Source organism: Pseudomonas sp. LBUM1644 (assembly GCF_059716195.1).
The window spans coordinates 4,995,989-5,019,922 of record NZ_CP166812.1 but is presented as its reverse complement, the minus strand read 5'-3'; the positions used below and the strand labels follow the sequence as shown (position 1 = coordinate 5,019,922).

Below are 23,934 nucleotides of genomic sequence, written 5' to 3'. Positions count from 1 at the left end.
TTTTGCGCGAACCCGTAGGAGCGAGGCTTGCCCGCGAAGGCAGCCTTCCAGTCACCACCTAGACTGGCTTGTTTCCCTCATTGAAAGGTCCCGAACATGAGCCTCCACCTGATCATCGGCGACAAACTGCTTTCCTCCTGGTCCCTGCGCGGCGCTCTGGCCCTCGACCTGACTGGCGCCCCTTACACCGAAGAACTGATCAAGTTGAACCAGCCGGACACCCGTGACCGTCTGCTCAAGCATTCGCCGACCGGCAAAGTCCCGTTGCTGAAAACCGAACACGGCACCGTCGCTGATTCCCTGGCCATTGCCGAGTACCTGGCCGAGCAATTTCCCGAGGCTGGCCTCTGGCCCAAAGACATCGCCGCCCGTGCCCAGGCGCGTTCGGCGTGTGCGCAGATGCACGCCGGGTTCTTTGCCATGCGCGGCAACATGCCGTTCGACCTCAGTCGCGACGCCGCGCTGTCGCCGACACCGGCTGACGTCAAGGCCGATATAGAACGCATGCTGGCGTTGTGGGCGGAATGTCGCGCCGCCGCGACTGAAACCGGGCCGTACCTGTTTGGCGGTGCAACCCTGGCCGATGCTTTCTTCGCCCCGATTGCCGTTCGCCTGCGCACCTATCAGGTGAAACTGCCGGCGGCGGACGAGGCCTACGTCAACACCCTTTATCAATGGCCTGCCTTCAAGGCCTGGCAGAAGGCGGGGCTGGAGGAGGTCGGACAGTGAAACGAGTACACGTAGCCGCCGCCGTCATTCGCGATGGCAGTGGCAAGATCCTCATCGCTCGGCGCGCTGATACTGCGCATCAGGGCGGCTTGTGGGAATTTCCGGGGGGCAAGGTCGAGGCTGATGAATCCGTCGAAACCGCCCTGGCCCGCGAACTCCATGAAGAGTTGGGCATCGTGGTCAGCGCGGCGCGCCCGTTGATCAAGGTTCATCACGACTACCCGGACAAGCAGGTATTGCTGGATGTCTGGGAAGTGTCGGCTTTTACCGGCGAGCCCCACGGCGCCGAAGGTCAGCCTTTGGAATGGGTGGCGCCGCGTGATTTGTTGAACTATGAGTTTCCGGCAGCCAACCAGCCAATCGTCTCCGCTGCACGGTTACCGGCCGAATACCTGATCACCCCCGAAGAGCTGGAAACTCCGGCATTGCTGCGTGGCATCCAGAAAGCCATCGCCGGTGGTATCAAGTTGATCCAGCTGCGGGCGCCCAACGGCTATGATCCGAAATACCGCGACCTGGCGGTGGATGCGGCGGGGCTGTGTGCCGGCAAGGCGCAGTTGATGATCAAGGGGCCTTTCGAATGGCTCGGTGATTTTCCCTCCGCTGGTTGGCACATCACCTCGGCCCAGTTGCGTAAATACGCGGCGGCGGGGCGACCACTGCCCGCGTCGCGCTGGTTGGCGGCGTCGTGTCATAACGCTGAAGAACTGACGCTGGCCGAGCAGATGGGTGTGGACTTTGTGACGCTGTCACCCGTGCAGCCGACCCTGACGCATCCAGGGGCTGAGCAGTTGGGTTGGGAAAAGGCTTCGGTTTTGATCGAAGGTTTCAGTAAACCGGTGTTCTTGCTCGGTGGCGTTGGCCCGGAAGACCTTGAGAAAGCCTGGGCAGCGGGTGCGCAGGGTGTGGCGGGGATTCGGGCGTTTTGGCCTGATCCTTTGGTGTAGCTGCCGGCCTCCTCGTGGGCAAGCCTCGCTCCGACAGATTCGCGCGAAAACCTGTAGGAGCGAGGCTTGCCCGCGAAGGCGTCCTTGAAGACGCCAACTAAACCTGAGGTTTCGCCGCCGGCTGCCACAATATCTCGGCAATCCCCTGACGCTTCGCAATCATCCGCGCCATCACAAACAACAAATCCGACAACCGATTGATATACGCCAGGCCAACCCCGGCCAATGGTTCGACCGCATTCAAATGCTGGCATCGCCGCTCCGCAGTACGCGCGAGGCTCCTGCACACGTGAGCCTGGGCAATCAGCGCTGAACCGCCCGGCAAGATGAAATTCTCCAGCGGCCCCAGTTCCTCATTCCACACATCAATCGCCGCTTCCAGCCGCTCTATTTCTGCCGCGTCCAGCGCCTGATACACCGGCATCGCCAGCTCGCCACCCAGATCGAACAACCGATGCTGGCAGGGCGCCAACACCTCGATCACTTCGCTCAAGCCCGGATGCTTGGCACTCTGTTCCGCCAGCCCGGCCAGCAGCACGCCGACCTGGCTGTTCAGCGTATCGACTTCGCCAATGGCTTCGATCCGTGGATGATCCTTGGGTACGCGGCGGCCGTCGCCGAGCCCGGTTTCGCCTTTGTCGCCGGTGCGGGTGTAAATCTTCGACAAGCGAAAGCCCATGGTTACCTCGATAGCTGATTGAGTTCTTGAGAGACCACCGGGGTGCCCGCCAAGGGCAGGCGTAGCGTGAAACACGTGCCTTGGCCCAGGGTCGATTGCACTTCCATCTGTCCCTTATGGTTGTTGGTGATGATGAAATACGAGACCGACAGGCCAAGGCCGGTGCCCTGGCCGATTTCCTTGGTGGTAAAGAACGGCTCGAATGTGCGTTTGCGTACGCTTTCGCTCATGCCGATGCCATTATCCTCGACCTGGATTTCCGCCCACGGCGGATTCAGTTTGGTGCGCAGAATGATTCGCCCCGGTTCGCGGTCATCTTCGCGTTGGTGAATGGCTTGCGCGGCGTTTTTCAGCAGGTTGAGCAGCACCTGCTCCAGTTCGTTGGCGGTGCCGGGAACCGGCCCCAGCGCCGGATCGAACTGGCGAGTGATCGCCTGGCCTTTAAAGTCGAAACCAATCGCCAGGTCGAAGTCGTTGCCAGCGATTTCCACGGCCTGATCGATCAGCGCCGGCAAATCGCACGGCGCCATTTGCCGAGTGCTGCGGCGGCTGAAACTGAGCATGTGGGTCACGATCTTCGCCGCCCGTGCGCCAGCCTGCTGAATGCCGTCGAGCAGTTGCGGTACTTCGCGCGCTTGCAGGTATTTATTGACCGTGTCCAGTTCGATGCCGATGTGTTCCGCCTGTTCGAGGTTCTTCGGCAATTCTGGGGACAGGCGTCGGCGAATGTTTTGCACGTTATGCAGAATCGCGCCGAGCGGGTTGTTGATTTCATGGGCCATGCCAGCGGCGAGGCCGCCGACCGAGAGCATTTTTTCCGACTGCACCATCATTTCTTCGAGGGACAGGCGCTGGGTGATGTCATCGATCCGGATCACCACGCCACGCCCGGCGCCGCCCATCAGCGGATAGAACGTCAAGGCGTAATGCTTGGGCTCTTCGTCCTTGAACCAGGTCACGCGCTCGATTTTCGCGACGGTGTGCTGTTCGACGGTTTGCTTGAGCTGCGGCAGAAACGGCTTCAGCGGTTCAAAGGCGAGGAAAATCGGCTGGTTCAAGGCTTCGTCCAGGCGTGTGCCGGACAGTGCGCTGGCCTCCTGATTCCACTGCGTCACGTAGAGCTGTTCATCAAGGGCGATCAGCGCCGAGGGCATGGAGTCGATAATGCTGTTGAGGTAGTTCTGGAACCCGGTGAGTTTCTTCTCGATCTTGCTCCGCACCTGGACTTCGAGCTCCAGTTTGCGGTTGGTGTGGCGGGTTTCTTCGGCCAGTCCCTGCGCCTGGTCATACGCGGCCTGGGAGTCATCCCGTGCCCGTTTCAATTGCTGCTCCCGCGCTTCGATGCGCGAGAGCATGGTATTGAAGGCCTCGGCCAGGCTGCCGATTTCGTCGTGATTGCCGCGGGAAGCCCGCAGGGCGTAGTTCTCTTCCCGTGTCACTTGCCGGGACAACTCTTCGAGTTGATGGATCGGCCGGGTGATTAGGCGTTTGATCTGCCGTGCAATCACCAGCCACAACAGCACGCTGAAGATCAGGATTCCCAGGCTTGCGGTCAATGTGCCGGTGTAAAACGCGACGGGCAGCTCGCTGCTGGCGACCAGTAGCAGGTGGCCGGGCGCGGTGCCGGGGCGGGGCAGGGTGATTATTTGATTGCTGCGAAATTCGGTGGCTTGCCAGGACTCGATGTGCCGGAAACGCTCCGGCAGATTGAGTTTTTCGCCATGTTGCAATTGTGCCAGGCGCTCGCCTTTTCCGTCATAAAGCGCCGCTGCACGCAGCGGGGAATAGCTGTTGAGTTCATTGAGCAGGCGCTCGGCACTTTGTGGCGACTGCAACGCTTCGGACACCAGGCTCGGGTTCGACACCAGGCGGCCGATGGTCTGCAAGGCCTGAGGTGCCATGCTTTCCTGGGAGATGTAGTACGCGGCGCTGATAAAGGTCAGGTTGGCGACCAGCAGGACGGTGGTCAACAGCACCAGCAGGGCGGCCAGGAGTTTCTGGCCGACCGGAAGGTTTTCAAGGCGCTGGCGCAATGGCATCAGGTTCATCGCTGAATAGGAACAAGTGGCCAGCGTAGCCGCTGCTCAGTCGCTGGGCAATCCGAGGCTGTGCAGATGGGCGATCAACCGTGACTCCAGCTGATTGAGGTGGGGCAGGTTCAACTGGTGCCGTGCGGCCACTTTGCAAACATGGCCGAGCAGGTAGCTGATTTCGGTCCGGCGCTGGTTCGCCACGTCCTGGTGCATCGAAGAGTAGTTGGCGGCTGTGGCGTGGATCACTCGTTCAACTTCCTGCTGGAGGTCCTCGGCCGCTGCCGGCTGGCCACAGCGTTCAAGCAACTCAGTCAGTTCGCCGCAGAGGGTCGCGACTTCGCAATGATGTTCCTGTAACCCGCCATTGCGGCAATCGTGCAGCACCGTCAGCGGATTGATCGCGCAATTGAGCGCCAGTTTTCGCCACAGCCGGGTCAGAATTTCGGTGCTCCACTCGTGCGGAATACCTGCGGCGCTCAGATCATCCAGCCAGATGGGTGCCACGGGATGACCGGCATCGCCGAGCCAGGTGTAACCGTGGCCGGCGAATACCACGCGCCAGTCGCCATCGCGAAAAGCGCCTTCAGTGCTCGAGGCCCAGATGCAGCGCGCCTGTGGAACCTGCGCCGCCACGGCGTCCTGGCTGCCGAGGCCGTTCTGCAGCAGGATCAATTCGGCGCCGGGCGCCAGGCGCGGCGCCAGTTGCGCCACTGCTTTTTCCGCATCGTAGGCTTTGCAGGCCACCAGCAGACGGTTGATCGGCTCGCTGTTGTCGGGTGTCTCACCGGGGATGTCGTAGGTTTTTGCTGCGCCGTGTTCCACCAGCGTCAGTCCACCCGTCGCCTCATAGGCCTGCAAGCGCACCGCGTCCCTCACGATCAGTCGGACCGGTACGCCGGCCCGTGCCAGACGCGTGGCCCATAAAGTGCCGAGACTACCCGCGCCCAGGACATGCCAGGTGGTGGCCATCAGCTTTTTGCTCTGTTTATCGCGCGCATGGGAGGCTCGCAGTGAATGATGGGAAAGACCCGTTATAATCAGCGCGGATTTTAACCGCAAGCCAGGCGTGCTCCCTCGTGATTGAGCGCGCCCTTTTATTGGAGAGATTACATGCCGTCGTTCGACGTGGTATCCGAACTGGACAAACACGAAGTCACCAACGCGGTCGAGAACGCCGTCAAGGAACTCGATCGTCGTTATGACCTGAAAGGCAAAGGCACCTTCGAGTTCAAGGAAAAAGACCTGACCGTCAACCTGACCGCGGAAGCCGATTTCCAGCTCGAAGCGATGATTGAGATCCTCAAGCTGGCGCTGGTCAAGCGCAAAATCGACGTGCAGTGCCTTGAGGTCAAGGATGCCTATGCGTCGGGCAAGTTGATGAAACAGGAAGCGGTCCTCAAGGAAGGCATCGATAAAGAGCTGGCGAAGAAAATCGTCGCTCACGTCAAAGACGCCAAGCTCAAGGTCCAGGCGGCCATTCAGGGCGAGCAGGTGCGTATCACCGGCAAGAAGCGTGACGACTTGCAGGAAGCCATCGCCGCCCTGCGCGCCAAGACTTTCGATATGCCGCTGCAGTTCAACAACTTCCGCGACTGACCTTCGAAGCGGGAACCTGTGGGAGCGGGCTTGCTCGCGAAGAGGGCGTGTCAGTCGACATCACTGTTGAATGACACACCGCCTTCGCGAGCAAGCCCGCTCCCACCAATGAGCTAACCCGGCGGTTTTTTCTGCCGCTTATTTTTTCGCGTGCCGGGTAGCCGGAAATCAGGAGAAAGTAGATGGATTTGAATGCTGAAGTAGACAACCTGGTCAAGGCGTCTCAAGCCTGGATTCCAATGATCATGGAATACGGTAGCCGCGTGCTGCTGGCGGTCATCACCCTGGCCGTTGGCTGGTGGCTGATCAACAAAGTGACGCAAAAGCTCGGCGGCCTGTTGGCACTGCGCAACGCCGACCTGGCGCTGCAAGGATTCATCAGCAGCCTGGCAAATATCATTCTCAAGGTGCTGTTGATTGTCAGCGTAGCGTCGATGATTGGTGTTGAAACCACCTCGTTCGTTGCGGCGATCGGTGCGGCAGGCCTGGCCATAGGTCTGGCGCTGCAGGGTAGCCTGGCGAACTTCGCCGGCGGCGTGCTGATTCTGTTGTTCCGTCCGTTCCGTATTGGTGACTGGATCGAAGCCCAAGGTGTTGCCGGTACTGTCGATAGCATCCAGATCTTCCATACCGTACTGCGTACCGGCGATAACAAAACCATCATCGTGCCTAACGGCAACTTGTCGAACGGCATTATTACCAACACTAACCGTCAGCCGACCCGTAAGGTTGTGTTTGATGTGGGCGTAGATTACGAAGCGGACTTGCAGAAAGCCCGTCATGTATTGCTGGAACTGGCCAAAGACGAGCGTGTTTTGGCTGAACCGGCACCGCAGGCCGTGATTTCTACCCTGGGCGACAGTTCGATTACTGTTTCTCTGCGAGTGTGGGTGCAGACGGCGGATTACTGGGATGTGATGTTCATGTTCAACGAACAGTCCCGTGATCGTTTGAAAACGGCGGGTATCGACATTCCTTTTCCGCAGAGGACGATTCGAGTGGTTCAGGAATCGGCAGTGCAGTAAGTAACAAACAGGCAACAAAAAAAGGCCCATCCGAAGATGGGCCTTTTTGTTTGTTACCGCAAAACTAACTGCTAGCGATTACAAAACCGACAGCGGGTAGTCGACGATGAAACGGAACTCTTTCACGTCGCCTTCACCTTCGTCGGCGTTAGCAGTGTGCCAAGCCTGACGAATACGGAAGGACAGGTCTTTTGCTGGGCCAGTCTGAACAACGTACTTGGCTTCGAAGTTGGTTTCGTGGTGTTTGCCGTCTTCGCCGTAAAATGGTTGGCCGAAGTTAGCCGCCGTTGGATCGCTGAAACGGTACGCGCTGTTGGCAGGTGCACCGGAACCGTCGATGTTCCAACCGTTCACGTAACGGGTCATGAAGCTCAGGCCTGGAACGCCGTACTCAGCCATTTTCAGGTCGTAACGAATCTGGGCAGATTTCTCGCCAGGGGCGTTAAAGTCAGAGTACTGGATGGAGTTGGCGAGGAAGATCGAGTCGCCGCCGCGATCGTTCTTGCCCACACCGATGTAGTCAAACGGGGTGTCGCCGTTAACCTTCTGGAAGGCAAGAGTGATCGTGTGTGCTTTCAGGAACGAGAAAGCAGCAGCCAAAGAGTAGGCGGTGTTGCTGATGTCACCGGCTTTGGCATCACCAGTATCTTTGGTGCGGTAGATGTTACCGTCCAGGTTAACCGACTGATCGCCACCCAATGGGATGGTGTAGTTCAGGTTGGCGTAGTACTGGTTCCAGATATCTTCCAGCTTGGCGCCATACAGCGATGCGGAAAGGTTATCGGTAATACCGTACTTGCCACCGAAGTAGTCGATGGAGTTGGCTTGCACGCCAGCGTAGGTTGCCCACAGGCTACCATCACGGGCGTTGCGGTCCTGGCTGGTCGACGAGTAGAAGTGACCGCCTTCGAGGTCAAGGTCTTTGACTTCGCTGCTCTGCAGTTGGATACCGCTGGCAGTTTGAGGAAGAATACGGGAACCGCCAACAGCGAACACTGGAGCAGTGCTTGGCTGCATGTCACCGATTTTCAGCTCGGTTTTGGAAATGCGGAACTTAGCGGCTGCGCCTGCTTTGCCCTGGCTGTCGTTGACGTGGCCATCGGCGTCGCGGCTCATATTGCCCGTACCGCCAGTGCCGTCGCCACCGTCCAGCTTGATAGCCAGGTAACCGAATGCATCAACACCAACGCCGATAAGACCTTGAGTGTAACCGGAGCTGAAGTTGCCCCAAATGCCCTGGGTCCAGTCTTTCTGGTCGGCGTTGCCATTCTTGTTGTCACGGTTGAAGTAGTAGTTACGAACCAGCAAGTTCAAATGCGAGTCTTCAACAAGACCTTTGGCTTCAGACTGGTCAGTTACAAAAGGTGCGGCCGTAGCCAATTGAGTACTGGCTGCTGCTGCAACTGCCAGTGCGATCATGCTCCACTTCATCACGCGCATCGTGATTTGCTCCTTTGGTTTTATAAGAGTACTGCCGTCCCACCTGATTTATTATCTGGGCGGCTCTTTCTTTTTGTGTCGGCGCAAACTTATATCACGCCGACCATGTTGGCGATACTTGCGAATCTAACCTTTCAGCTTCTTTACGACGGTGTCGCAAACAGCTTCGTAGGTGTCGCAAATTTACAGCCCCGACGCAAGCGGACTGACAACTTTAGCGTTGTTTTCCAGGGCCTGAGCATCGGTGAATAAGAGTCCCTGGTAAAACGCTTGAATCTCCATCGGGCTACCTTGCCACTGTTTTTATTTGCCTTGAGGCTTCCACTTCCAGCGGAGGCTTGCAAGGCGATGTGGGTGTGAATGCAACAAGCGTGCACAAAACAGAATTCCTGCGTTTTTTTTTCTGAATACCTGCCTGTCGCTGTAAAAATCTCATAAATCCGGGGGGTTCAAGCCTGTTTATGCGGGCTTGACGCCATGAATTGCCGTGTGGTGCACCGTCGTGTTCGACGGCATGACAACCAAAAACGTTACCGGTTCACCCCATCGGTGAGTAAATGGCGGATACCCGAAGGAGTCAGCGTAGACGCACTGTACGATTTTGGTGCAAAAAATTTCAATCGGTGTACTGATTTCATACAGCAGGGCCAGTAGCCGGACGTGGACGCGTCGTTATTTATCAGTCGTTTCGGCATTTTCTGTGGGGGCATTGGTCCAGAAGTGGTGCGTTCCGTCGGAAAATGTCTCAAGTCAGGGCGTCCGCCGACCTGTTTGGGGAGGCACTTCACCATGAAGCGCGCGACGTTCGCAGGTATGCTGCCGTCCTGTCGCTTGGTGCGCCGTCTCTCGATACGGGCACTAAGCTGAAATTGATGACCCGGCGGGAGTGCGCGCAGTGTTCGCTTTAGATCCACGACTTCAACAAGACACGGTAACGATCGGGGATTTCCCACTGTGCCGGTTGCTTTTGTCCAATGATTCGAACTACCCCTGGTTCATCCTGGTGCCACGCCGTGACGGTATCAGTGAGATATTTCAGTTGGGTGTCGCGGATCAGCAGCTGCTCTGGCAGGAAACGACCGCGCTAGCGGAAATCCTCAACGACTTGTTCGATGCCGACAAGATGAATGCTGCGGCCTTGGGTAACGTCGTCAGTCAGTTGCACATGCATGTGATTGTGCGCAAACGCGAGGATGCCGCTTGGCCAGCCCCGGTATGGGGCAAGCATCCAGCCAAACCGTACACTCCCGAACAGATTGCGCAGGTTCGCGAGCGGCTGCGCCCGGTGTTAACCAATGACTTCACGTTTCTGGAGGGTTGAATCATGAGCCTGGAAGAACGCGTTACCGATCTGGAGAGCCAGTTGGCGTTTCAGGATGACACCATCCAGGCATTGAGTGATGTGCTGGCCACCCAGCAGCGCGCCGTTGAGCGTCTGCAGCTGCAAATGGCGGCATTGCTCAAGCGGCAGGAAGAAATGGCCGGCCAGTTCGAAACGTTCGAAGAAGAGGCGCCACCACCGCATTACTAAGTGGTTAGTAAAAAGAGCAGGCAATAAAAAACCGCGAACAGCCAGGCTGCTCGCGGTTTTTTTTCAGCCTTGAATCAGCGTCGCGGCAGTGCGGCGATCACGTCTTCGGCTTGCAGGCCCTTGTCACGATTCATGACAGAGAATTCCACGCGCTGGCCTTCGACCAGGACGCGGTGGCCTTCGCCACGAATAGCCCGAAAATGCACGAAAATATCATCGCCGGAATCACGGGAAATAAAGCCGAAGCCTTTCGAGGTGTTGAACCACTTGACGGTGCCAGTATCGCGGTTGCTCATGTCATAGCTTGGCGAGTTAGCGGTCGGAGAAGACTTGTAGAAGCTGATGGCCAGGTGCAAAAGAACAGCGATCAGAGCTGCCACGAGGCTGAACAGAACGGCAGGCTGACCGGCGATGACAGGCATCGGCGCGAGCAGCGTCAGGATTTGCAATACAACAGCCAGGATCAGCAGGGCGCTGACCAGGTTTTGCAATTGATGACGCGGGCCTTTGTTCCAGTAAGGGATAACAGGAGCGAGGGTGAGGTTGAGGAGGCCGAAAAAGGCCAGGTAAAGCGCATCGGGTTGTTGCAGGTACGGTGCCGCTTCAGATCGCAGGCTAGGGATGAAGGACAGCAGCAAAGCAGCTGCGCCCGTTAGCAGGTGGACGATTTTCAACATTTTGATTAACTCACGTTAAGACGGATCGCAAGGAAGAGCTGATAGGGCACGGTTCGCTTCAGAACAATAAGAGGCGTTGGACACGTACCGGCTACCAGCCTATGCGCTGCCCCCGGAAAATAGGGAGTAGCGACACACTGCCTATTTAACAGCAAAGCCTGCAGCTACTCAAATCAGCCAGTCCGGCGGTGTATGTCGGTCGATTTGTCGCAGCTCGCCGGGGCATTCGGGGCTGCGACGTGGTAGCGGGCTTGCTAGAGTAGGGCGGCACCTGTTGGATGAATTTCATCACCTTTAGGGGAAACACATGGCAATCGATATCGGTATCAGTGAAGAAGATCGCAAGTCTATCGTCGACGGACTGTCGCGGCTGCTGTCGGACACTTATGTACTTTATTTGAAAACCCATAACTTCCATTGGAATGTCACCGGCCCGATGTTCCGGACCCTGCACCTGATGTTCGAAGAGCAATATAACGAGTTGGCGCTGGCCGTCGACTTGATTGCCGAGCGAATTCGCGCGCTCGGGTTTCCTGCTCCGGGGGCCTATTCCATTTATGCGCGACTTTCTTCTATCAAGGAAGAAGAGGGCGTTCCCGCTGCCGAAGACATGATCAGGCAACTGGTCCAGGGCCAGGAAGCCGTCACGCGTACTGCGCGCGGGATCTTTCCACTGCTCGACAAGGTCAGCGACGAGCCCACGGCCGATTTGCTGACGCAGCGCATGCAGGTTCACGAGAAAACTGCGTGGATGTTGCGCTCGCTACTGGATCAGTGACCCTCCGACTGTACGTAGAGTGGCCTGATTGTTGAGTGATTTTGCATCAGGTCATGTAGGAGATTTTACGGAGTAGGACGCACTCCGCGATCTCCCAACAGTTGTTGGCTTATCCTACGACGATGGTCATAAAGTCATCTGGATATACCTTTGCGCCTGCGGTTTTATAAGCAACAGGATTGCTCTTATAGAAGGCAAGGATGGCAAAGGAGTGTCAACGATATGGATTACGAACACAGGCGAAGTGAAGGGAGGATCAGTCCGGCCAAGGACATAAGGATTGATCCATTTGTCAGCGAATTCGATATGGGGCTGGCCCAGCCGCTGTCTCGATCAGTACGACTCAACGGTTTTGCCACCTGTTTGCGGCTTGAGCAGGTGTATTGGGATATTTTGGGCGAAATGGCCAAGGTCAATTGCTGTTCGGTCAGTGCGCTCCTGTCCCACGTGGACCGCGAAGTGCATTTGCGCCACGGCGGGGTGAAGAATTTCAGCGGGCTGGTGCGGGTTGTCTGTGTCGTACACAGCTTGAAGGACGGGAGTTGCGCCGTCATGGCCTGACCGTGGCGGTGGAATGGGCAGAGTGTCGGCCTGTGCAGTCTTACGGCTGCACAGGCTGCATTTAATGGATATAATCCCGCTCTTTGCCGCAAAACCCAGTGTAAGCGGTAGCAATCTGATCGCCGAGACAACCCCCATGCCGATGTACGACTATCAATGTGCTTCCTGTGGTCATCAGTTGGAAGCCATTCAAAAGATCAGCGCAGCACCGCTGGTCGACTGCCCTGCCTGCCAGGCGCCAGAGCTGAAAAAGATGCTGTCCATGCCAGGCTTCCGCCTTAGCGGCACCGGCTGGTACGAAACCGATTTCAAGACCGGTTCCAAGAAGAATCTGGCCGGCGGCGACAAAGCCGACTAGGGTCTGGAACCTGAGTTGAACGACACGTGCGAGCGCTTGCAACCTCCAGCACCTTTATCAGGGGCGGGATGTACGCAAGGTCTCCAACCGAATTTCGAATTACGAGAAGTGAAACCACTACCATGATGCGCAGCCATTATTGCGGCCAACTGAACGAAAGCCTGGAAGGCCAGGAAATTACTCTTTGCGGTTGGGTTCACCGTCGCCGTGACCACGGTGGGGTGATTTTCCTCGATATCCGTGATCGTGATGGTCTGGCCCAGGTGGTGTTCGACCCGGACCGCGCTGAATCCTTCGCCGCCGCCGATCGCGTGCGCAGCGAATACGTCGTGAAGATCACCGGCAAGGTTCGCCTGCGTCCGGCCGGTGCCACCAACGCCAACATGGCGTCGGGCATGATCGAAGTCCTCGGCTATGAGCTGGAAGTGCTGAACGAATCGGAAACCCCGCCGTTCCCGCTGAACGAGTTCTCGGATGTCGGCGAAGAAACCCGCCTGCGCTATCGCTTTCTTGATCTGCGTCGTCCGGAAATGGCCGAGAAGCTGCGCCTGCGTTCGCGCATGACCACCAGCATCCGTCGCTTCCTGGACGAGAACGGCTTCCTCGACGTCGAGACGCCGATCCTGACCCGTGCCACCCCTGAAGGTGCGCGTGACTACCTGGTGCCAAGCCGTACTCACGCCGGTTCGTTCTTCGCCTTGCCGCAATCGCCGCAACTGTTCAAGCAACTGCTGATGGTGGCCGGCTTCGACCGTTACTACCAGATCGCCAAGTGCTTCCGTGACGAAGACCTGCGGGCCGACCGCCAGCCGGAATTCACCCAGATCGACATCGAGACCAGCTTCCTTGATGAAAAAGAGATCATGGGCATCACCGAACAAATGATCCGCAACCTGTTCAAGGAAGTGCTGGACCTGGAATTCGGCGATTTCCCGCACATGACCTTCGAAGAGGCCATGCGTCGTTACGGCTCCGACAAGCCGGACCTGCGTAACCCGCTGGAACTGGTTGACGTTGCCGACCAACTGAAAGAAGTCGACTTCAAGGTGTTCAGCGGTCCGGCCAATGATCCGAAATGCCGCATCGCCGCCTTGCGCGTTCCAGGCGCGGCAAGCATGCCGCGCAAGCAGATCGACGACTACACCAAGTTCGTCGGCATCTACGGTGCCAAGGGCCTGGCGTACATCAAGGTCAACGAGCGCGCGAAGGGCGTCGAGGGGCTGCAATCGCCTATCGTCAAAAATATCCCTGAGGCCAACCTCAACGTGATCCTTGATCGCGTTGGTGCAGTCGATGGCGACATCGTGTTCTTTGGCGCCGATAAAGCCAAGATCGTCAGCGAAGCCCTGGGCGCGCTGCGGATCAAGGTCGGTAACGACCTGGACCTGCTGACCTGCAAGTGGGCGCCAATGTGGGTCGTCGACTTCCCGATGTTCGAAGAAAACGACGACGGCAGCTTCAGCGCCTTGCACCACCCGTTCACCGCGCCGAAGTGCACCCCGCAAGAGCTGGAAGCCAACCCGGCGACCGCTCTGTCCCGTGCCTACGACATGGTCCTGAACGGCACTGAGCTGGGTGGCGGTTCGATCCGTATCCACCGCAAGGAAATGCAGCAGACCGTATTCCGCCTGCTGGGTATCAATGAGGCCGAACAGGAAGAGAAGTTCGGCTTCCTGCTCGACGCCCTGAAGTACGGTGCACCGCCGCACGGTGGCCTGGCCTTCGGCCTGGACCGTCTGGTGATGCTGATGACCGGCGCCCAGTCGATCCGTGAAGTGATCGCCTTCCCGAAAACCCAGAGCGCGGCGGACGTCATGACTCAGGCACCGGGGCAGGTGGACGCCAAGGCACTGCGCGAGCTGCACATCCGTCTGCGCGAAACGCCAAAGGCTGAGTAAGGCTGACCGCAAAGGCGCATCCTTATGGGATGCGCCTTTTCTTTAGGTCGAGATTTTTTGCTTGCTGGCCGGCACCCTGTGTGTGGCGGGCAATGTTTCAAAGAGAATTCGGAGCGAGATATGGCGGGTCATTCCAAGTGGGCGAACATCAAGCACCGCAAAGAACGTCAGGATGCCAAGAAGGGCAAGATTTTCACCAAGTGGATTCGTGAACTGACCGTTGCTGCCCGTCAGGGTGGCGGTGATCCGGGTTCCAACCCGCGCCTGCGCCTGGCGCTGGACAAGGCCCTTGGTGCAAACATGAGCCGCGACATCATCGATCGCGCGGTGGCACGCGGTGCCGGTGCTGCCGATACCGACGACATGGTCGAGCTGAGTTACGAAGGTTACGGCCCGGGCGGCGTGGCGGTGATGGTCGAGTGCATGACCGACAACCGCAACCGCACTGCAGCCGCTGTCCGCCACGCGTTCAGCAAGTGCGGCGGCAACCTCGGTACTGACGGTTCGGTGGCTTATTTGTTCGAGCGCAAGGGGCAGATTTCCTTCGCGCCGGGCGTCGATGAAGACGCGCTGATGGAGGCGGCCATGGAAGCCGATGCCGATGACGTGGTGACCCACGAAGACGGATCGATCGACGTGTTCACCTCGTTTGCCGGCTTCTACTCGGTGCGTAACGCATTGGAAGCCGCGGGTTTCAAAGGTGATGACGCGGAGATCGTCATGTTGCCGACCACCAGCGCCGAGCTGGATCTGGAAGGCGCCGAGAAGGTACTCAAGCTGATCGACATGCTCGAGGACCTGGATGACGTGCAGAACGTTTATTCCAACGCCGACATTCCCGAATCGGTCGCCGCCCAGCTCGGTTGACCGCAGCCTCCTGTGTAGGAGCTGCCGCAGGCTGCGATCTTTTGATTTTTAAAATCAACATCAAAAGATCGCAGCCTTCGGCAGCTCCTACAGTTAACCTCTGATATCGCAGTAAACCCCCGCAGGCGTTATGACTTTAATCCTTGGTATCGACCCCGGTTCGCGCATTACCGGTTATGGCGTGGTACGCGATACCGGGCGTGGCTGCGTCTACGTGGCATCTGGCTGTATTCGCACCGGTTCCGGCGAGTTGCACGAACGCCTGCAAATCGTCTATCGCGGCGTGCGTGAAGTCATCCAGACCTACGGCCCGGTCACCATGGGCATCGAAAAGGTGTTTATGGCGCGCAACGCCGACTCAGCGCTGAAACTCGGCCAGGCCCGTGGCGCGGCCATCGTGGCCGGCGCCGAAGAAAATCTGGAAATCGCCGAATACACCGCAACCCAAGTTAAACAGGCCGTAACCGGCACCGGCGCGGCGAATAAAGAGCAAGTGCAAATGATGGTCATGCACATGCTGAAGTTGACCAGCAAGCCGCAAATCGATGCCTCGGACGCCCTGGCCATCGCCATTTGCCATGCTCACACCCGTTCCAGTCTGTTACCGCATGGCCTGGGCACGGCACGCAGTCGTGGCGGGCGCCTGCGTCTCTGATAGCATCAGCAATCATTTTTTATGGAATGAGGACTTTGCGCCTGTGTTGCCGGCGCAAAACCCTCGCTCTGTCAGTCGCTAGCCATTGAACTGGCCAACGCTCAAGGATTTGAAACGTGATTGGACGCTTGCGCGGCACACTGGCTGAAAAACAGCCGCCGCACCTGATTCTTGATGTAAATGGACTGGGGTATGAGCTGGAAGTGCCCATGACCACGCTATATCGCTTGCCGTCGGTCGGTGAACCGCTGACGCTGCACACCCATTTGGTCGTACGCGAAGACGCGCAGTTACTCTATGGCTTCTTCGGCAAGCGGGAGCGAGACTTTTTTCGCGAATTGATCCGTCTCAATGGTGTAGGTCCGAAACTGGCGCTGGCGTTGATGTCGAGCCTGGAAGTCGATGAGTTGGTCCGTTGCGTGCAGTCCCAGGACACCTCGGCGCTGACCAAGGTGCCGGGCGTGGGCAAGAAGACCGCCGAGCGTTTGCTGGTGGAACTCAAGGATCGCTTCAAGGCCTGGGAAACCGTACCGGCGATGTTCGCCCTGGTGCCTAACCAGCCGGGAGGCCTGGATGCGCCGGCCCCGGTGGCCACCGCCGAAAATGATGCGGTCAGCGCGCTGATTTCCCTGGGCTACAAACCGCAGGAAGCCAGCAAGGCGATTTCCGCGATCAAGGAGAAAGGTTTGAGCAGTGAAGACATGATTCGCCGTGCCCTGAAGGGAATGATCTAAGTGATTGAAGCTGATCGTCTGATTGCCGCCACGCCGGGCCCTCGCGACCGCGAGGAAGTCCAGGATCGCGCGATTCGTCCTGTCAGCCTGGCCGAATACATCGGCCAGCCGACCGTTCGCGAGCAAATGGAGCTGTTTATCCAGGCTGCCCGTGGGCGTAACGAATCCCTGGACCACACCCTGATTTTCGGCCCGCCAGGCCTGGGTAAGACCACGCTGGCGAATATCATTGCCCAGGAAATGGGCGTGTCGATAAAGAGTACTTCCGGGCCGGTACTTGAGCGCCCGGGTGATCTCGCGGCGCTGCTGACCAACCTTGAGCCGCACGACGTGTTGTTCATCGACGAAATTCATCGGCTGTCGCCGATCGTCGAAGAAGTGCTGTACCCGGCCATGGAGGATTTCCAGCTCGACATCATGATCGGCGAAGGGCCGGCGGCGCGTTCAATCAAGCTCGATCTGCCGCCGTTCACCCTGGTCGGCGCCACGACGCGTGCCGGCATGCTGACCAATCCGTTGCGTGACCGTTTCGGTATCGTGCAGCGTCTTGAGTTCTATAACACCGCTGATTTGGCGACGATTGTCAGCCGTTCGGCAAACATTCTCGGCTTGCCGCTGGACCCGGAAGGCGCCTTCGAAATCGCCCGTCGGGCCCGTGGCACGCCGCGTATCGCCAACCGGCTGCTGCGCCGGGTGCGCGATTTTGCCGAAGTTCGCGCCAAGGGTCACATCACCAAGCCGATTGCCGATCTTGCCTTGAATCTGCTGGATGTCGATGAGCGTGGCTTCGACCACCAGGACCGACGTCTGCTGTTGACCATGATCGAGAAATTCGACGGTGGGCCGGTCGGCGTCGACAGCCTGGCGGCCGCGATCAGTGAAGAGCGTCACACCATTGAAGACGTGCTGGAGCCGTACCTGATCCAGCAGGGCTACATCATGCGCACACCCCGGGGGCGGGTGGTCACTCGTCATGCGTACCTGCATTTCGGATTAAACATTCCGTCACGAATGGGCGAGATGCCTGTGGTAGACGAGTTCCTCGATGCCGTGGACGATTAATTAACTTTTGCGCGCTGAATTTTCGGGCATTGTGCTGTCCTAGGACCGTACTTTTGCAAGAAAGCCGCAGAACAATGAAAAACAGTTGCCTGGCCGGATTGGCAACCCGAGGAGTAAGCACTAGAGTATGCGCGCGCAAAACGGGCTTGAGCCTTTCGCACATCGTTGTCGCGTTTATTACGAGGACACCGATGCGGGCGGCATCGTGTATTACGTTAATTACCTCAAGTTTATGGAACGGGCTCGAACCGAGCGGCTCCGGGAGCTGGGCTTTGCCCAATCCCAGCTGGCAGGGGAAGACCTGTTGTTCGTCGTGCATTCCAGCGAAGCGCGTTACCACGCGCCGGCGCGACTGGACGACGAGCTTCTGGTAAGCGCTGAAGTAATCGAATTGAACCGTGTCAGCCTGCGCTTTAAACAGCAGGTCAGGCGGGCTACGGATAATGTGCTGCTCTGCGAAGGGCAGTTTTTGGTGGCCTGTGTGCGCACTAACAGTTTGAAACCCCGGGCCATTCCCGAAGCTCTACGTGCGGCCTTTGCCGACGTGAGCGGCGCGGGTACACACTCAAAGCAGGAGATAAAGCGTGGAAGCTAACGTCGTCGACCATTCCTCCATGTGGAGCCTGGTCAGCAATGCCAGCGTCGTGGTGCAGTTGGTAATGCTGATTCTGGTAGCCGCATCGGTGACCTCATGGATCATGATCTTTCAGCGCAGCAACCTGCTGCGCGCCGGTCGACGTGCCCTGGAGAGCTTTGAAGAGCGCTTCTGGTCGGGTATCGACCTGTCCAAACTCTACCGCCAGGCCGGCAGCAACCCTGATCCGGATTCGGGCGTCGAGCAGATCTTCCGCGCGGGCTTCAAGGAATTCTCCCGCCTGCGTCAGCAGCCTGGCGTTGATCCTGAAGCGGTCATGGAAGGCGTGGCCCGTGCCATGCGTGTCGCGATTTCCCGCGAAGAAGAAAAGCTCGAACAGAGCCTGCCGTTCCTCGCCACCGTCGGTTCCGTCAGCCCGTACATCGGTCTGTTCGGTACGGTCTGGGGCATCATGAACTCCTTCCGTGGCCTGGCTACTGCCCAGCAAGCGACCCTGGCCACTGTGGCACCCGGCATCGCCGAAGCGCTGATTGCTACCGCGATCGGCCTGTTCGCCGCCATCCCGGCCGTTATCGCTTACAACCGCTTTGCTGCCCGCAGCGAAACGCTGATCAGCCGTTACTACACCTTCGCCGATGAATTCCAGGCGATCCTGCACCGTAAAGTGCACACCAGCGAAGAATAAGCAGGTAATTACCAATGGCTTTAATCGCTCGAGCTCGCAAAAAGCGCAAGCCGGTTGCCGAGATGAACGTGGTGCCTTACATCGACGTGATGCTGGTACTGCTGGTCATCTTCATGGTGACTGCTCCGATGCTCAATCAGGGCGTGAAGGTTGATTTGCCCAAGGTTTCCAGCGAAGCCTTGCCGCAGGACAACAACACCCAGGTTCTGACCATTTCGATCAAGGCTGACAAGACCTATTACTGGAACCTTGGCAGCGAAGTCGACACCGAAAAGCAGCAGGACAAGGCCATGACCTTGCCGCAAATGACCGATGCGGTGACCAAAATCATTCGCGCCGGCAACGAAGGCGGCAAGCACACCCAGGTCTTCATTCGCGGCGACAAGACCGTCGATTACGGTGCCGTCATGGGCGCCATGGGCGGATTGCAGAAAGCCGGGGTCGGTAATGTTGGCTTGATTACCGAGGCACCCTGATGCAGCAAATGCGAGAGCCGTCCGCCTCGGAAAGCTACTTCTGGCCCAGTGTCCTGGCGATCGTCTTGCACGTGCTGGTATTCGGCATGCTGTTCGTCAGTTTCGCCTTCACGCCTGAGCTGCCGCCAGCCAAACCGATTGTCCAGGCGACCTTGTACCAGCTGAAGTCGAAAAGTCGGGCGACCACCCAGACCAATCAGAAGATTGCGGGTGAGGCGCAGAAATCTGCTGCGCGTCAGACCGAAGTCGAACAGATGGAACAGAAAAAGGTCGAGCAGGAAGCGGTGAAGGCTGCGGAACAAAAGAAAGAAGAAGCGGCTCAAAAGGCCGAGGAAGCCAAGAAGGCCGACGAGTCGAAGAAAGCGGATGAGGCGAAAAAGGCTGATGAAGCCAAGAAAGCCGATGAAGCGAAGAAGACCGCCGAAGCCAAGAAGGCAGAAGAGAAACAATTGGCTGATATAGCCAAGAAGAAATCTGAAGAAGAAGCCAAGAAAGCCGCTGAAGAAGAGGCCAAGAAAGCGGCCGCTGAAGAAGCGAAGAAAAAGATCGTCGAAGACGCGAAGAAGAAAGCCGCGGAAGACGCCAAGAAGAAAGCTGAAGCTGAAGAGGCGAAGAAGAAAGTCGCCGAAGACGCGAAGAAGAAAGCTGCTGCCGATGCTGCGAAGAAGAAATCGCAGGATGCGGCACGTAAATCTACCGAAGATAAAAAGGCCCAGGCCCTGGCAGATTTGCTTTCCGACACGCCGCAGCGCCAGCAGGCCTTGGCGGATGAGCAGGGTGACGAAGTCGCCGGCAGTTTCGATGATTTGATTCGTGCTCGTGCAGCGGAAGGTTGGGCTCGTCCTCCTTCGGCACGCAAAGGCATGACGGTCGTGCTGCAAATCGGCATGTTGCCGGACGGTACGGTGACTTCGGTCAGCGTGATCAAGTCCAGTGGCGATGGACCGTTTGACGCTTCGACTGTAGCGGCGGTCAAGAATATTGGACGTTTGACAGAAATGCAGGGAATGAAGCCGAGCGATTTCGCTCCGTATCGTTCATTCAAGATGACATTCACACCTGAGGATCTAGCCTTGTGAGAAACCTTCTTCGAGGAATGCTTGTCGTTATTTGCTGCCTGGCAGGAATAGCGGCGGCGGATGAAAAAAACATTCTGGTCACCAGTGGCAGTGACCGGGCAACCCCGATCGCGGTAGTGCCGTTCGGTTTCCAGGGCGGCACTGTCCTGCCGGATGACATGGCCGAAATTATCGGCAATGACCTGCGCAACTCGGGCTACTACTCGCCGATTCCAAAGCAGAACATGATCAGCCAGCCGAGCCAGGCCAGCGAAATCATTTTCCGTGACTGGAAGGCTGTTGGCGCGCAGTACATCATGGTCGGCAGCATTGTTCCGGCGGGCGGTCGCCTGCAGGTCCAGTACGCTCTGTTCAACGTCGCTACCGAGCAGCAAGTGCTGACCGGCAGCGTCTCGGGCAGCGTCGACCAACTGCGCGACATGGCGCACTACATCTCCGACCAGTCGTTCGAAAAACTCACCGGCATCAAAGGTGCGTTCTCGACACGCCTGCTGTACGTGACGGCCGAGCGTTTCTCCGAGAAGAACACGCGCTACACGCTGCAACGTTCGGACTATGACGGTGCCCGCGCGGTGACTCTGCTGCAATCGCGCGAGCCGATCCTGTCGCCGCGTTTCGCACCGGATGGCAAGCGCATCGCTTATGTCTCGTTCGAGCAGAAGCGCCCACGTATCTTCATGCAGAACATCGACACGGGTCGTCGTGAGCAGATCACCAACTTCGAAGGCCTGAATGGCGCGCCAGCCTGGTCGCCGGATGGCAATCGCCTGGCGTTCGTTCTGTCGAAAGACGGCAACCCGGACATCTATGTGATGAACCTGGGTTCGCGTCAGATTTCACGCGTTACCAACGGTCCCGGCATCAACACCGAACCGTTCTGGGGCAAGGATGGTTCGACCATCTACTTCACGTCCGACCGTGGCGGCAAGCCACAGATCTACAAAACCAGCGTCAGCGGCGGCGGTGCGGAGCGTGTGACCTTCATTGGTAACTACAACGCCAACCCCAAGCTTTCGGCTGATGAAAAGACCCTGGTGATGATTCACCGCCAGGATGGCTTCACTAATTTCAAGGTGGCGGCCCAGGATTTGCAGCGCGGAAGCGTAAAAATCCTCACTGATAGCACTCTGGACGAGTCGCCTACTGTTGCGCCCAACGGCACCATGGTAATCTACGCCACCCGCCAGCAGGGCCGGGGAGTCTTGATGCTCGTGTCCATTAATGGACGCGTAAGGCTCCCGCTTCCTACCGCACAAGGCGAAGTCAGAGAACCTTCCTGGTCCCCTTACCTGAACTGACGCGGCGCTACACGTTGTACTTAACACACTGGGGTTCATTAGGAGTTTCACGATGGAAATGCTGAAGTTTGGTAAATTTGCTGCGCTGGCTCTGGCCATGGCTGTAGCTGTAGGTTGCTCGTCCAAAGGCGGCGACAACGCCGGTGAAGGCGCTGTTGATCCAAACGCTGGTTACGGCGCAAACACTGGTGCCGTTGACGGTTCCCTGAGCGAAGAAGCTGCTCTGCGCGCAATCACCACCTTCTACTTCGAATACGACAGCTCGGACCTGAAGCCAGAAGCCATGCGCGCTCTGGACGTTCACGCCAAAGACCTGAAAGCAAACGGCGCTCGCGTTGTTCTGGAAGGCAACACCGACGAACGTGGTACTCGTGAGTACAACATGGCACTGGGCGAGCGTCGTGCGAAAGCCGTTCAGCGCTACCTGGTACTGCAAGGTGTTTCCCCAGCTCAGCTGGAACTGGTTTCCTACGGCGAAGAGCGTCCAGTTGCTACCGGCAACGACGAGCAGTCCTGGGCTCAAAACCGTCGCGTCGAACTGCGTAAGTAATTCGTCATGCGAACGTGCCGTCGTGCTGTAACTGTTCTGGCTCTCAGTCTCGCACCGCTTGCGGTGTGGGCTGCGGTTCCTGTGGTCGATAATGACTCCGGCTATAACAATAGCGGGAGCAGTTATCCGCCTGCGGGTTACGGTACGAACGGCGCCTATGCCGGGGGAGGGGTTTCGGCCCCTGTCTCGGCACAGGGCGAGCTGTTCAACCAACTGCAATCCATGCAGGAGCAGATCTCGCGCCAACAAGGCATCATCGAAGTTCTGCAAAATGATGTAGCGCGCATGAAGCAGGAAAACCTGGAGCGATACCAGGATCTTGATCGGCGCATTGGATCCGGCGTTGCACCAGCCGCGACTCCTGAAAATTCTTCCACCGGTGGCGATTTGAATGCCCCCGGTGCAGCAGCAGGCGCAAGTGCAGGAGCGGCAGCCGCTGCCACTTCAACAAAAGCGCCTGCCGCGGGTAGCGAGCCGGCTGATCCGGCTGATCCGGCGAAGGAAAAACTGTATTACGATGCAGCCTTCGACCTGATCAAGGCCAAGGATTTCGACAAGGCCAGCCAGGCTTTCACCGCGTTCCTGCGCAAATACCCGAGCAGCCAATACGCGGGCAATGCCCAGTACTGGTTGGGCGAAGTCAATCTGGCCAAAGGCGATCTGCAAGGTGCAGGTCAAGCATTTGCCAAGGTTTCGCAGCTGTACCCAAAGCACCCAAAAGTGCCTGATTCGCTGTACAAGCTCGCAGATGTAGAGCGCCGCCTCGGTCATCCCGACAAGGTCAAAGGCATTCTGCAGCAGGTAGTGTCGCAATATCCGGGCACTTCTGCCGCTCAGCTGGCTCAGCGCGATCTGCAGCGCATGTAAGCCTGATTGGCTCGTTTTGAAGAAACCCGCACTTGTTGCGGGTTTTTTCGTTAGAATTCACGCCCTTTTTATGAAACACGCTTTTTGGGATCTGCGCGTTGGCGGGGTTCCTTGAAGTGCCTGACGGAGGCGGACAGCCTGTTTAGCTGTTATGCCCGTGGCGACTATGCAAGACACATTGAGAATTACTGAAGTTTTTTACTCGTTGCAGGGTGAAACGCGGACCGCCGGGCTGCCCACTGTATTTGTGCGCCTGACCGGTTGCCCACTGCGTTGCCAATACTGCGACAGCGCCTATGCGTTCACGGGCGGCACCATTCGCCCGCTCGACGATATCCTCGAGCAAGTGGCCGGTTTTCGTCCGCGCTATGTCTGTGTCACCGGCGGCGAGCCGCTGGCGCAACCCAACGCCATCCCATTGCTCAAGCAGTTGTGTGACGCCGGTTACGAAGTGTCACTGGAAACCAGTGGTGCCCTCGACATCTCGGCAGTAGATTCTCGGGTCAGTCGCGTCGTCGACCTGAAAACCCCGGGATCGAAGGAAGCGCACCGCAACCGCTACGAGAACATCGAACTGCTCACGCCCAACGACCAGGTGAAGTTTGTCATCTGCTCACGGGAAGACTACGACTGGGCCGTGTCCAAGCTGATTCAGTACGGTCTGGATCGGCGTGCGGGTGAGGTGCTGTTTTCGCCCAGCCACCATGACCTGAACGCTCGAGATCTCGCGGACTGGGTGGTAGCGGACAACCTGCCAGTGCGACTGCAATTGCAGCTGCATAAATATCTTTGGAATGACGAGCCGGGGCGCTGA

General features: G+C 57.9%; 27 protein-coding genes. 22 read left to right on the top strand and 5 right to left on the bottom strand.

What is annotated here, in order from left to right; genetic code table 11:
* Nucleotides 1-96: 96 nt before the first annotated feature.
* On the top strand, nucleotides 97-729 hold the full coding sequence (locus tag ACA052_RS22995; protein ID WP_497646925.1) for a glutathione S-transferase family protein: 633 nt from the start codon (nucleotides 97-99) through the stop codon (nucleotides 727-729).
* A complete protein-coding gene (locus tag ACA052_RS22990; RefSeq protein WP_497646924.1) occupies nucleotides 726-1,676 on the top strand; it encodes a Nudix family hydrolase in 951 nt (316 codons plus the stop codon). The genes ACA052_RS22995 and ACA052_RS22990 overlap by 4 nt, the downstream gene beginning before the upstream one ends.
* A 97-nt stretch (nucleotides 1,677-1,773) precedes the next feature.
* Here ACA052_RS22990 and ACA052_RS22985 read toward each other — a convergent pair whose 3' ends face one another.
* The 3 genes from ACA052_RS22985 to ACA052_RS22975 are packed head-to-tail and all read right to left on the bottom strand — an operon-like array spanning nucleotide 1,774 to nucleotide 5,357.
* Complete coding sequence (locus ACA052_RS22985; RefSeq protein WP_497646923.1) at nucleotides 1,774-2,355, bottom strand: cob(I)yrinic acid a,c-diamide adenosyltransferase; 582 nt, start codon at nucleotides 2,353-2,355, stop codon at nucleotides 1,774-1,776.
* A gap of 2 nt (nucleotides 2,356-2,357) precedes the next feature.
* Nucleotides 2,358-4,394, bottom strand: coding sequence for a sensor histidine kinase (locus ACA052_RS22980; RefSeq protein WP_497646922.1), 2,037 nt, complete (start codon nucleotides 4,392-4,394; stop codon nucleotides 2,358-2,360).
* 45 nt (nucleotides 4,395-4,439) lie between these two features.
* Nucleotides 4,440-5,357, bottom strand: coding sequence for a putative 2-dehydropantoate 2-reductase (locus tag ACA052_RS22975; protein ID WP_497646921.1), 918 nt, complete (start codon nucleotides 5,355-5,357; stop codon nucleotides 4,440-4,442).
* A 141-nt stretch (nucleotides 5,358-5,498) separates the two neighbouring features.
* Between ACA052_RS22975 and ACA052_RS22970 the strand changes: the two genes are divergently transcribed.
* On the top strand, nucleotides 5,499-5,984 hold the full coding sequence (locus ACA052_RS22970; protein WP_007906601.1) for a YajQ family cyclic di-GMP-binding protein: 486 nt from the start codon (nucleotides 5,499-5,501) through the stop codon (nucleotides 5,982-5,984).
* A gap of 182 nt (nucleotides 5,985-6,166) precedes the next feature.
* The gene (locus tag ACA052_RS22965; protein ID WP_497646920.1) at nucleotides 6,167-7,009 is read left to right on the top strand and encodes a mechanosensitive ion channel family protein; all 843 of its coding nucleotides are present in this window, start codon (nucleotides 6,167-6,169) and stop codon (nucleotides 7,007-7,009) included.
* A gap of 78 nt (nucleotides 7,010-7,087) precedes the next feature.
* Here the strand turns inward: ACA052_RS22965 and ACA052_RS22960 are convergent, their stop codons facing one another.
* Nucleotides 7,088-8,449, bottom strand: coding sequence for an OprD family porin (locus ACA052_RS22960; protein WP_497646919.1), 1,362 nt, complete (start codon nucleotides 8,447-8,449; stop codon nucleotides 7,088-7,090).
* 895 nt (nucleotides 8,450-9,344) lie between these two features.
* Here ACA052_RS22960 and ACA052_RS22955 point away from each other — a divergent pair.
* Nucleotides 9,345-9,770: an HIT domain-containing protein gene (locus ACA052_RS22955; RefSeq protein ID WP_497646918.1), complete on the top strand. Its 426-nt coding sequence runs from the start codon at nucleotides 9,345-9,347 to the stop codon at nucleotides 9,768-9,770.
* 3 nt (nucleotides 9,771-9,773) lie between these two features.
* Complete coding sequence (locus tag ACA052_RS22950) at nucleotides 9,774-9,980, top strand: SlyX family protein (protein ID WP_008029236.1); 207 nt, start codon at nucleotides 9,774-9,776, stop codon at nucleotides 9,978-9,980.
* A gap of 74 nt (nucleotides 9,981-10,054) precedes the next feature.
* Here ACA052_RS22950 and ACA052_RS22945 read toward each other — a convergent pair whose 3' ends face one another.
* The gene (locus ACA052_RS22945) at nucleotides 10,055-10,657 is read right to left on the bottom strand and encodes a cold-shock protein (protein WP_497646917.1); all 603 of its coding nucleotides are present in this window, start codon (nucleotides 10,655-10,657) and stop codon (nucleotides 10,055-10,057) included.
* Nucleotides 10,658-10,964: 307 nt separating this feature from the next.
* On the opposite strand from ACA052_RS22945, the gene ACA052_RS22940 reads away from it, so the two are divergent.
* The 16 genes from ACA052_RS22940 (at nucleotide 10,965) to queE (ending at nucleotide 23,934) form a co-directional block, all read left to right on the top strand.
* Entirely contained in the window at nucleotides 10,965-11,435 is a 471-nt protein-coding gene (locus tag ACA052_RS22940; RefSeq protein ID WP_497646916.1) for a Dps family protein, read from the top strand.
* A 222-nt stretch (nucleotides 11,436-11,657) separates the two neighbouring features.
* A complete protein-coding gene (locus ACA052_RS22935; protein WP_497646915.1) occupies nucleotides 11,658-11,996 on the top strand; it encodes a ribbon-helix-helix domain-containing protein in 339 nt (112 codons plus the stop codon).
* Between the two features lie 136 nt (nucleotides 11,997-12,132).
* Nucleotides 12,133-12,354 carry an FmdB family zinc ribbon protein gene (locus ACA052_RS22930; protein WP_010457489.1) on the top strand — a complete coding sequence of 74 codons (222 nt, stop codon included), beginning with the start codon at nucleotides 12,133-12,135 and terminating at the stop codon, nucleotides 12,352-12,354.
* A 122-nt stretch (nucleotides 12,355-12,476) separates the two neighbouring features.
* Nucleotides 12,477-14,252 carry an aspartate--tRNA ligase gene (aspS, locus tag ACA052_RS22925; protein ID WP_497646914.1) on the top strand — a complete coding sequence of 592 codons (1,776 nt, stop codon included), beginning with the start codon at nucleotides 12,477-12,479 and terminating at the stop codon, nucleotides 14,250-14,252.
* Nucleotides 14,253-14,372: 120 nt separating this feature from the next.
* The gene (locus ACA052_RS22920) at nucleotides 14,373-15,119 is read left to right on the top strand and encodes a YebC/PmpR family DNA-binding transcriptional regulator (RefSeq protein WP_056741401.1); all 747 of its coding nucleotides are present in this window, start codon (nucleotides 14,373-14,375) and stop codon (nucleotides 15,117-15,119) included.
* 130 nt (nucleotides 15,120-15,249) lie between these two features.
* Nucleotides 15,250-15,774, top strand: a complete 525-nt coding sequence (gene ruvC / locus ACA052_RS22915) for a crossover junction endodeoxyribonuclease RuvC (protein ID WP_019693260.1) — start codon at nucleotides 15,250-15,252, stop codon at nucleotides 15,772-15,774.
* Between the two features lie 116 nt (nucleotides 15,775-15,890).
* On the top strand, nucleotides 15,891-16,508 hold the full coding sequence (gene ruvA, locus ACA052_RS22910) for a Holliday junction branch migration protein RuvA (RefSeq protein ID WP_497646913.1): 618 nt from the start codon (nucleotides 15,891-15,893) through the stop codon (nucleotides 16,506-16,508).
* Nucleotides 16,509-17,570, top strand: a complete 1,062-nt coding sequence (gene ruvB / locus ACA052_RS22905; RefSeq protein WP_219095501.1) for a Holliday junction branch migration DNA helicase RuvB — start codon at nucleotides 16,509-16,511, stop codon at nucleotides 17,568-17,570.
* Between the two features lie 127 nt (nucleotides 17,571-17,697).
* Entirely contained in the window at nucleotides 17,698-18,165 is a 468-nt protein-coding gene (gene ybgC / locus ACA052_RS22900) for a tol-pal system-associated acyl-CoA thioesterase (RefSeq protein ID WP_149657887.1), read from the top strand.
* The gene (gene tolQ, locus ACA052_RS22895; RefSeq protein ID WP_497646912.1) at nucleotides 18,155-18,850 is read left to right on the top strand and encodes a protein TolQ; all 696 of its coding nucleotides are present in this window, start codon (nucleotides 18,155-18,157) and stop codon (nucleotides 18,848-18,850) included. Before ybgC ends, tolQ begins: the two co-directional genes overlap by 11 nt.
* Before the next feature lie 23 nt (nucleotides 18,851-18,873).
* Nucleotides 18,874-19,326, top strand: a complete 453-nt coding sequence (tolR, locus tag ACA052_RS22890; RefSeq protein WP_172681793.1) for a protein TolR — start codon at nucleotides 18,874-18,876, stop codon at nucleotides 19,324-19,326.
* Nucleotides 19,326-20,405, top strand: a complete 1,080-nt coding sequence (tolA, locus tag ACA052_RS22885; RefSeq protein ID WP_497646911.1) for a cell envelope integrity protein TolA — start codon at nucleotides 19,326-19,328, stop codon at nucleotides 20,403-20,405. The genes tolR and tolA overlap by 1 nt, the downstream gene beginning before the upstream one ends.
* Nucleotides 20,402-21,703: a Tol-Pal system beta propeller repeat protein TolB gene (gene tolB / locus ACA052_RS22880; protein WP_497646910.1), complete on the top strand. Its 1,302-nt coding sequence runs from the start codon at nucleotides 20,402-20,404 to the stop codon at nucleotides 21,701-21,703. The genes tolA and tolB overlap by 4 nt, the downstream gene beginning before the upstream one ends.
* 52 nt (nucleotides 21,704-21,755) lie before the next feature.
* Nucleotides 21,756-22,253: a peptidoglycan-associated lipoprotein Pal gene (gene pal / locus ACA052_RS22875; RefSeq protein ID WP_003178634.1), complete on the top strand. Its 498-nt coding sequence runs from the start codon at nucleotides 21,756-21,758 to the stop codon at nucleotides 22,251-22,253.
* Between the two features lie 6 nt (nucleotides 22,254-22,259).
* Nucleotides 22,260-23,120 (top strand): tol-pal system protein YbgF, encoded by an 861-nt coding sequence (ybgF, locus tag ACA052_RS22870; RefSeq protein ID WP_497646909.1) that lies wholly within the window; start codon nucleotides 22,260-22,262, stop codon nucleotides 23,118-23,120.
* 166 nt (nucleotides 23,121-23,286) lie between these two features.
* Entirely contained in the window at nucleotides 23,287-23,934 is a 648-nt protein-coding gene (queE, locus tag ACA052_RS22865) for a 7-carboxy-7-deazaguanine synthase QueE (protein ID WP_046032066.1), read from the top strand.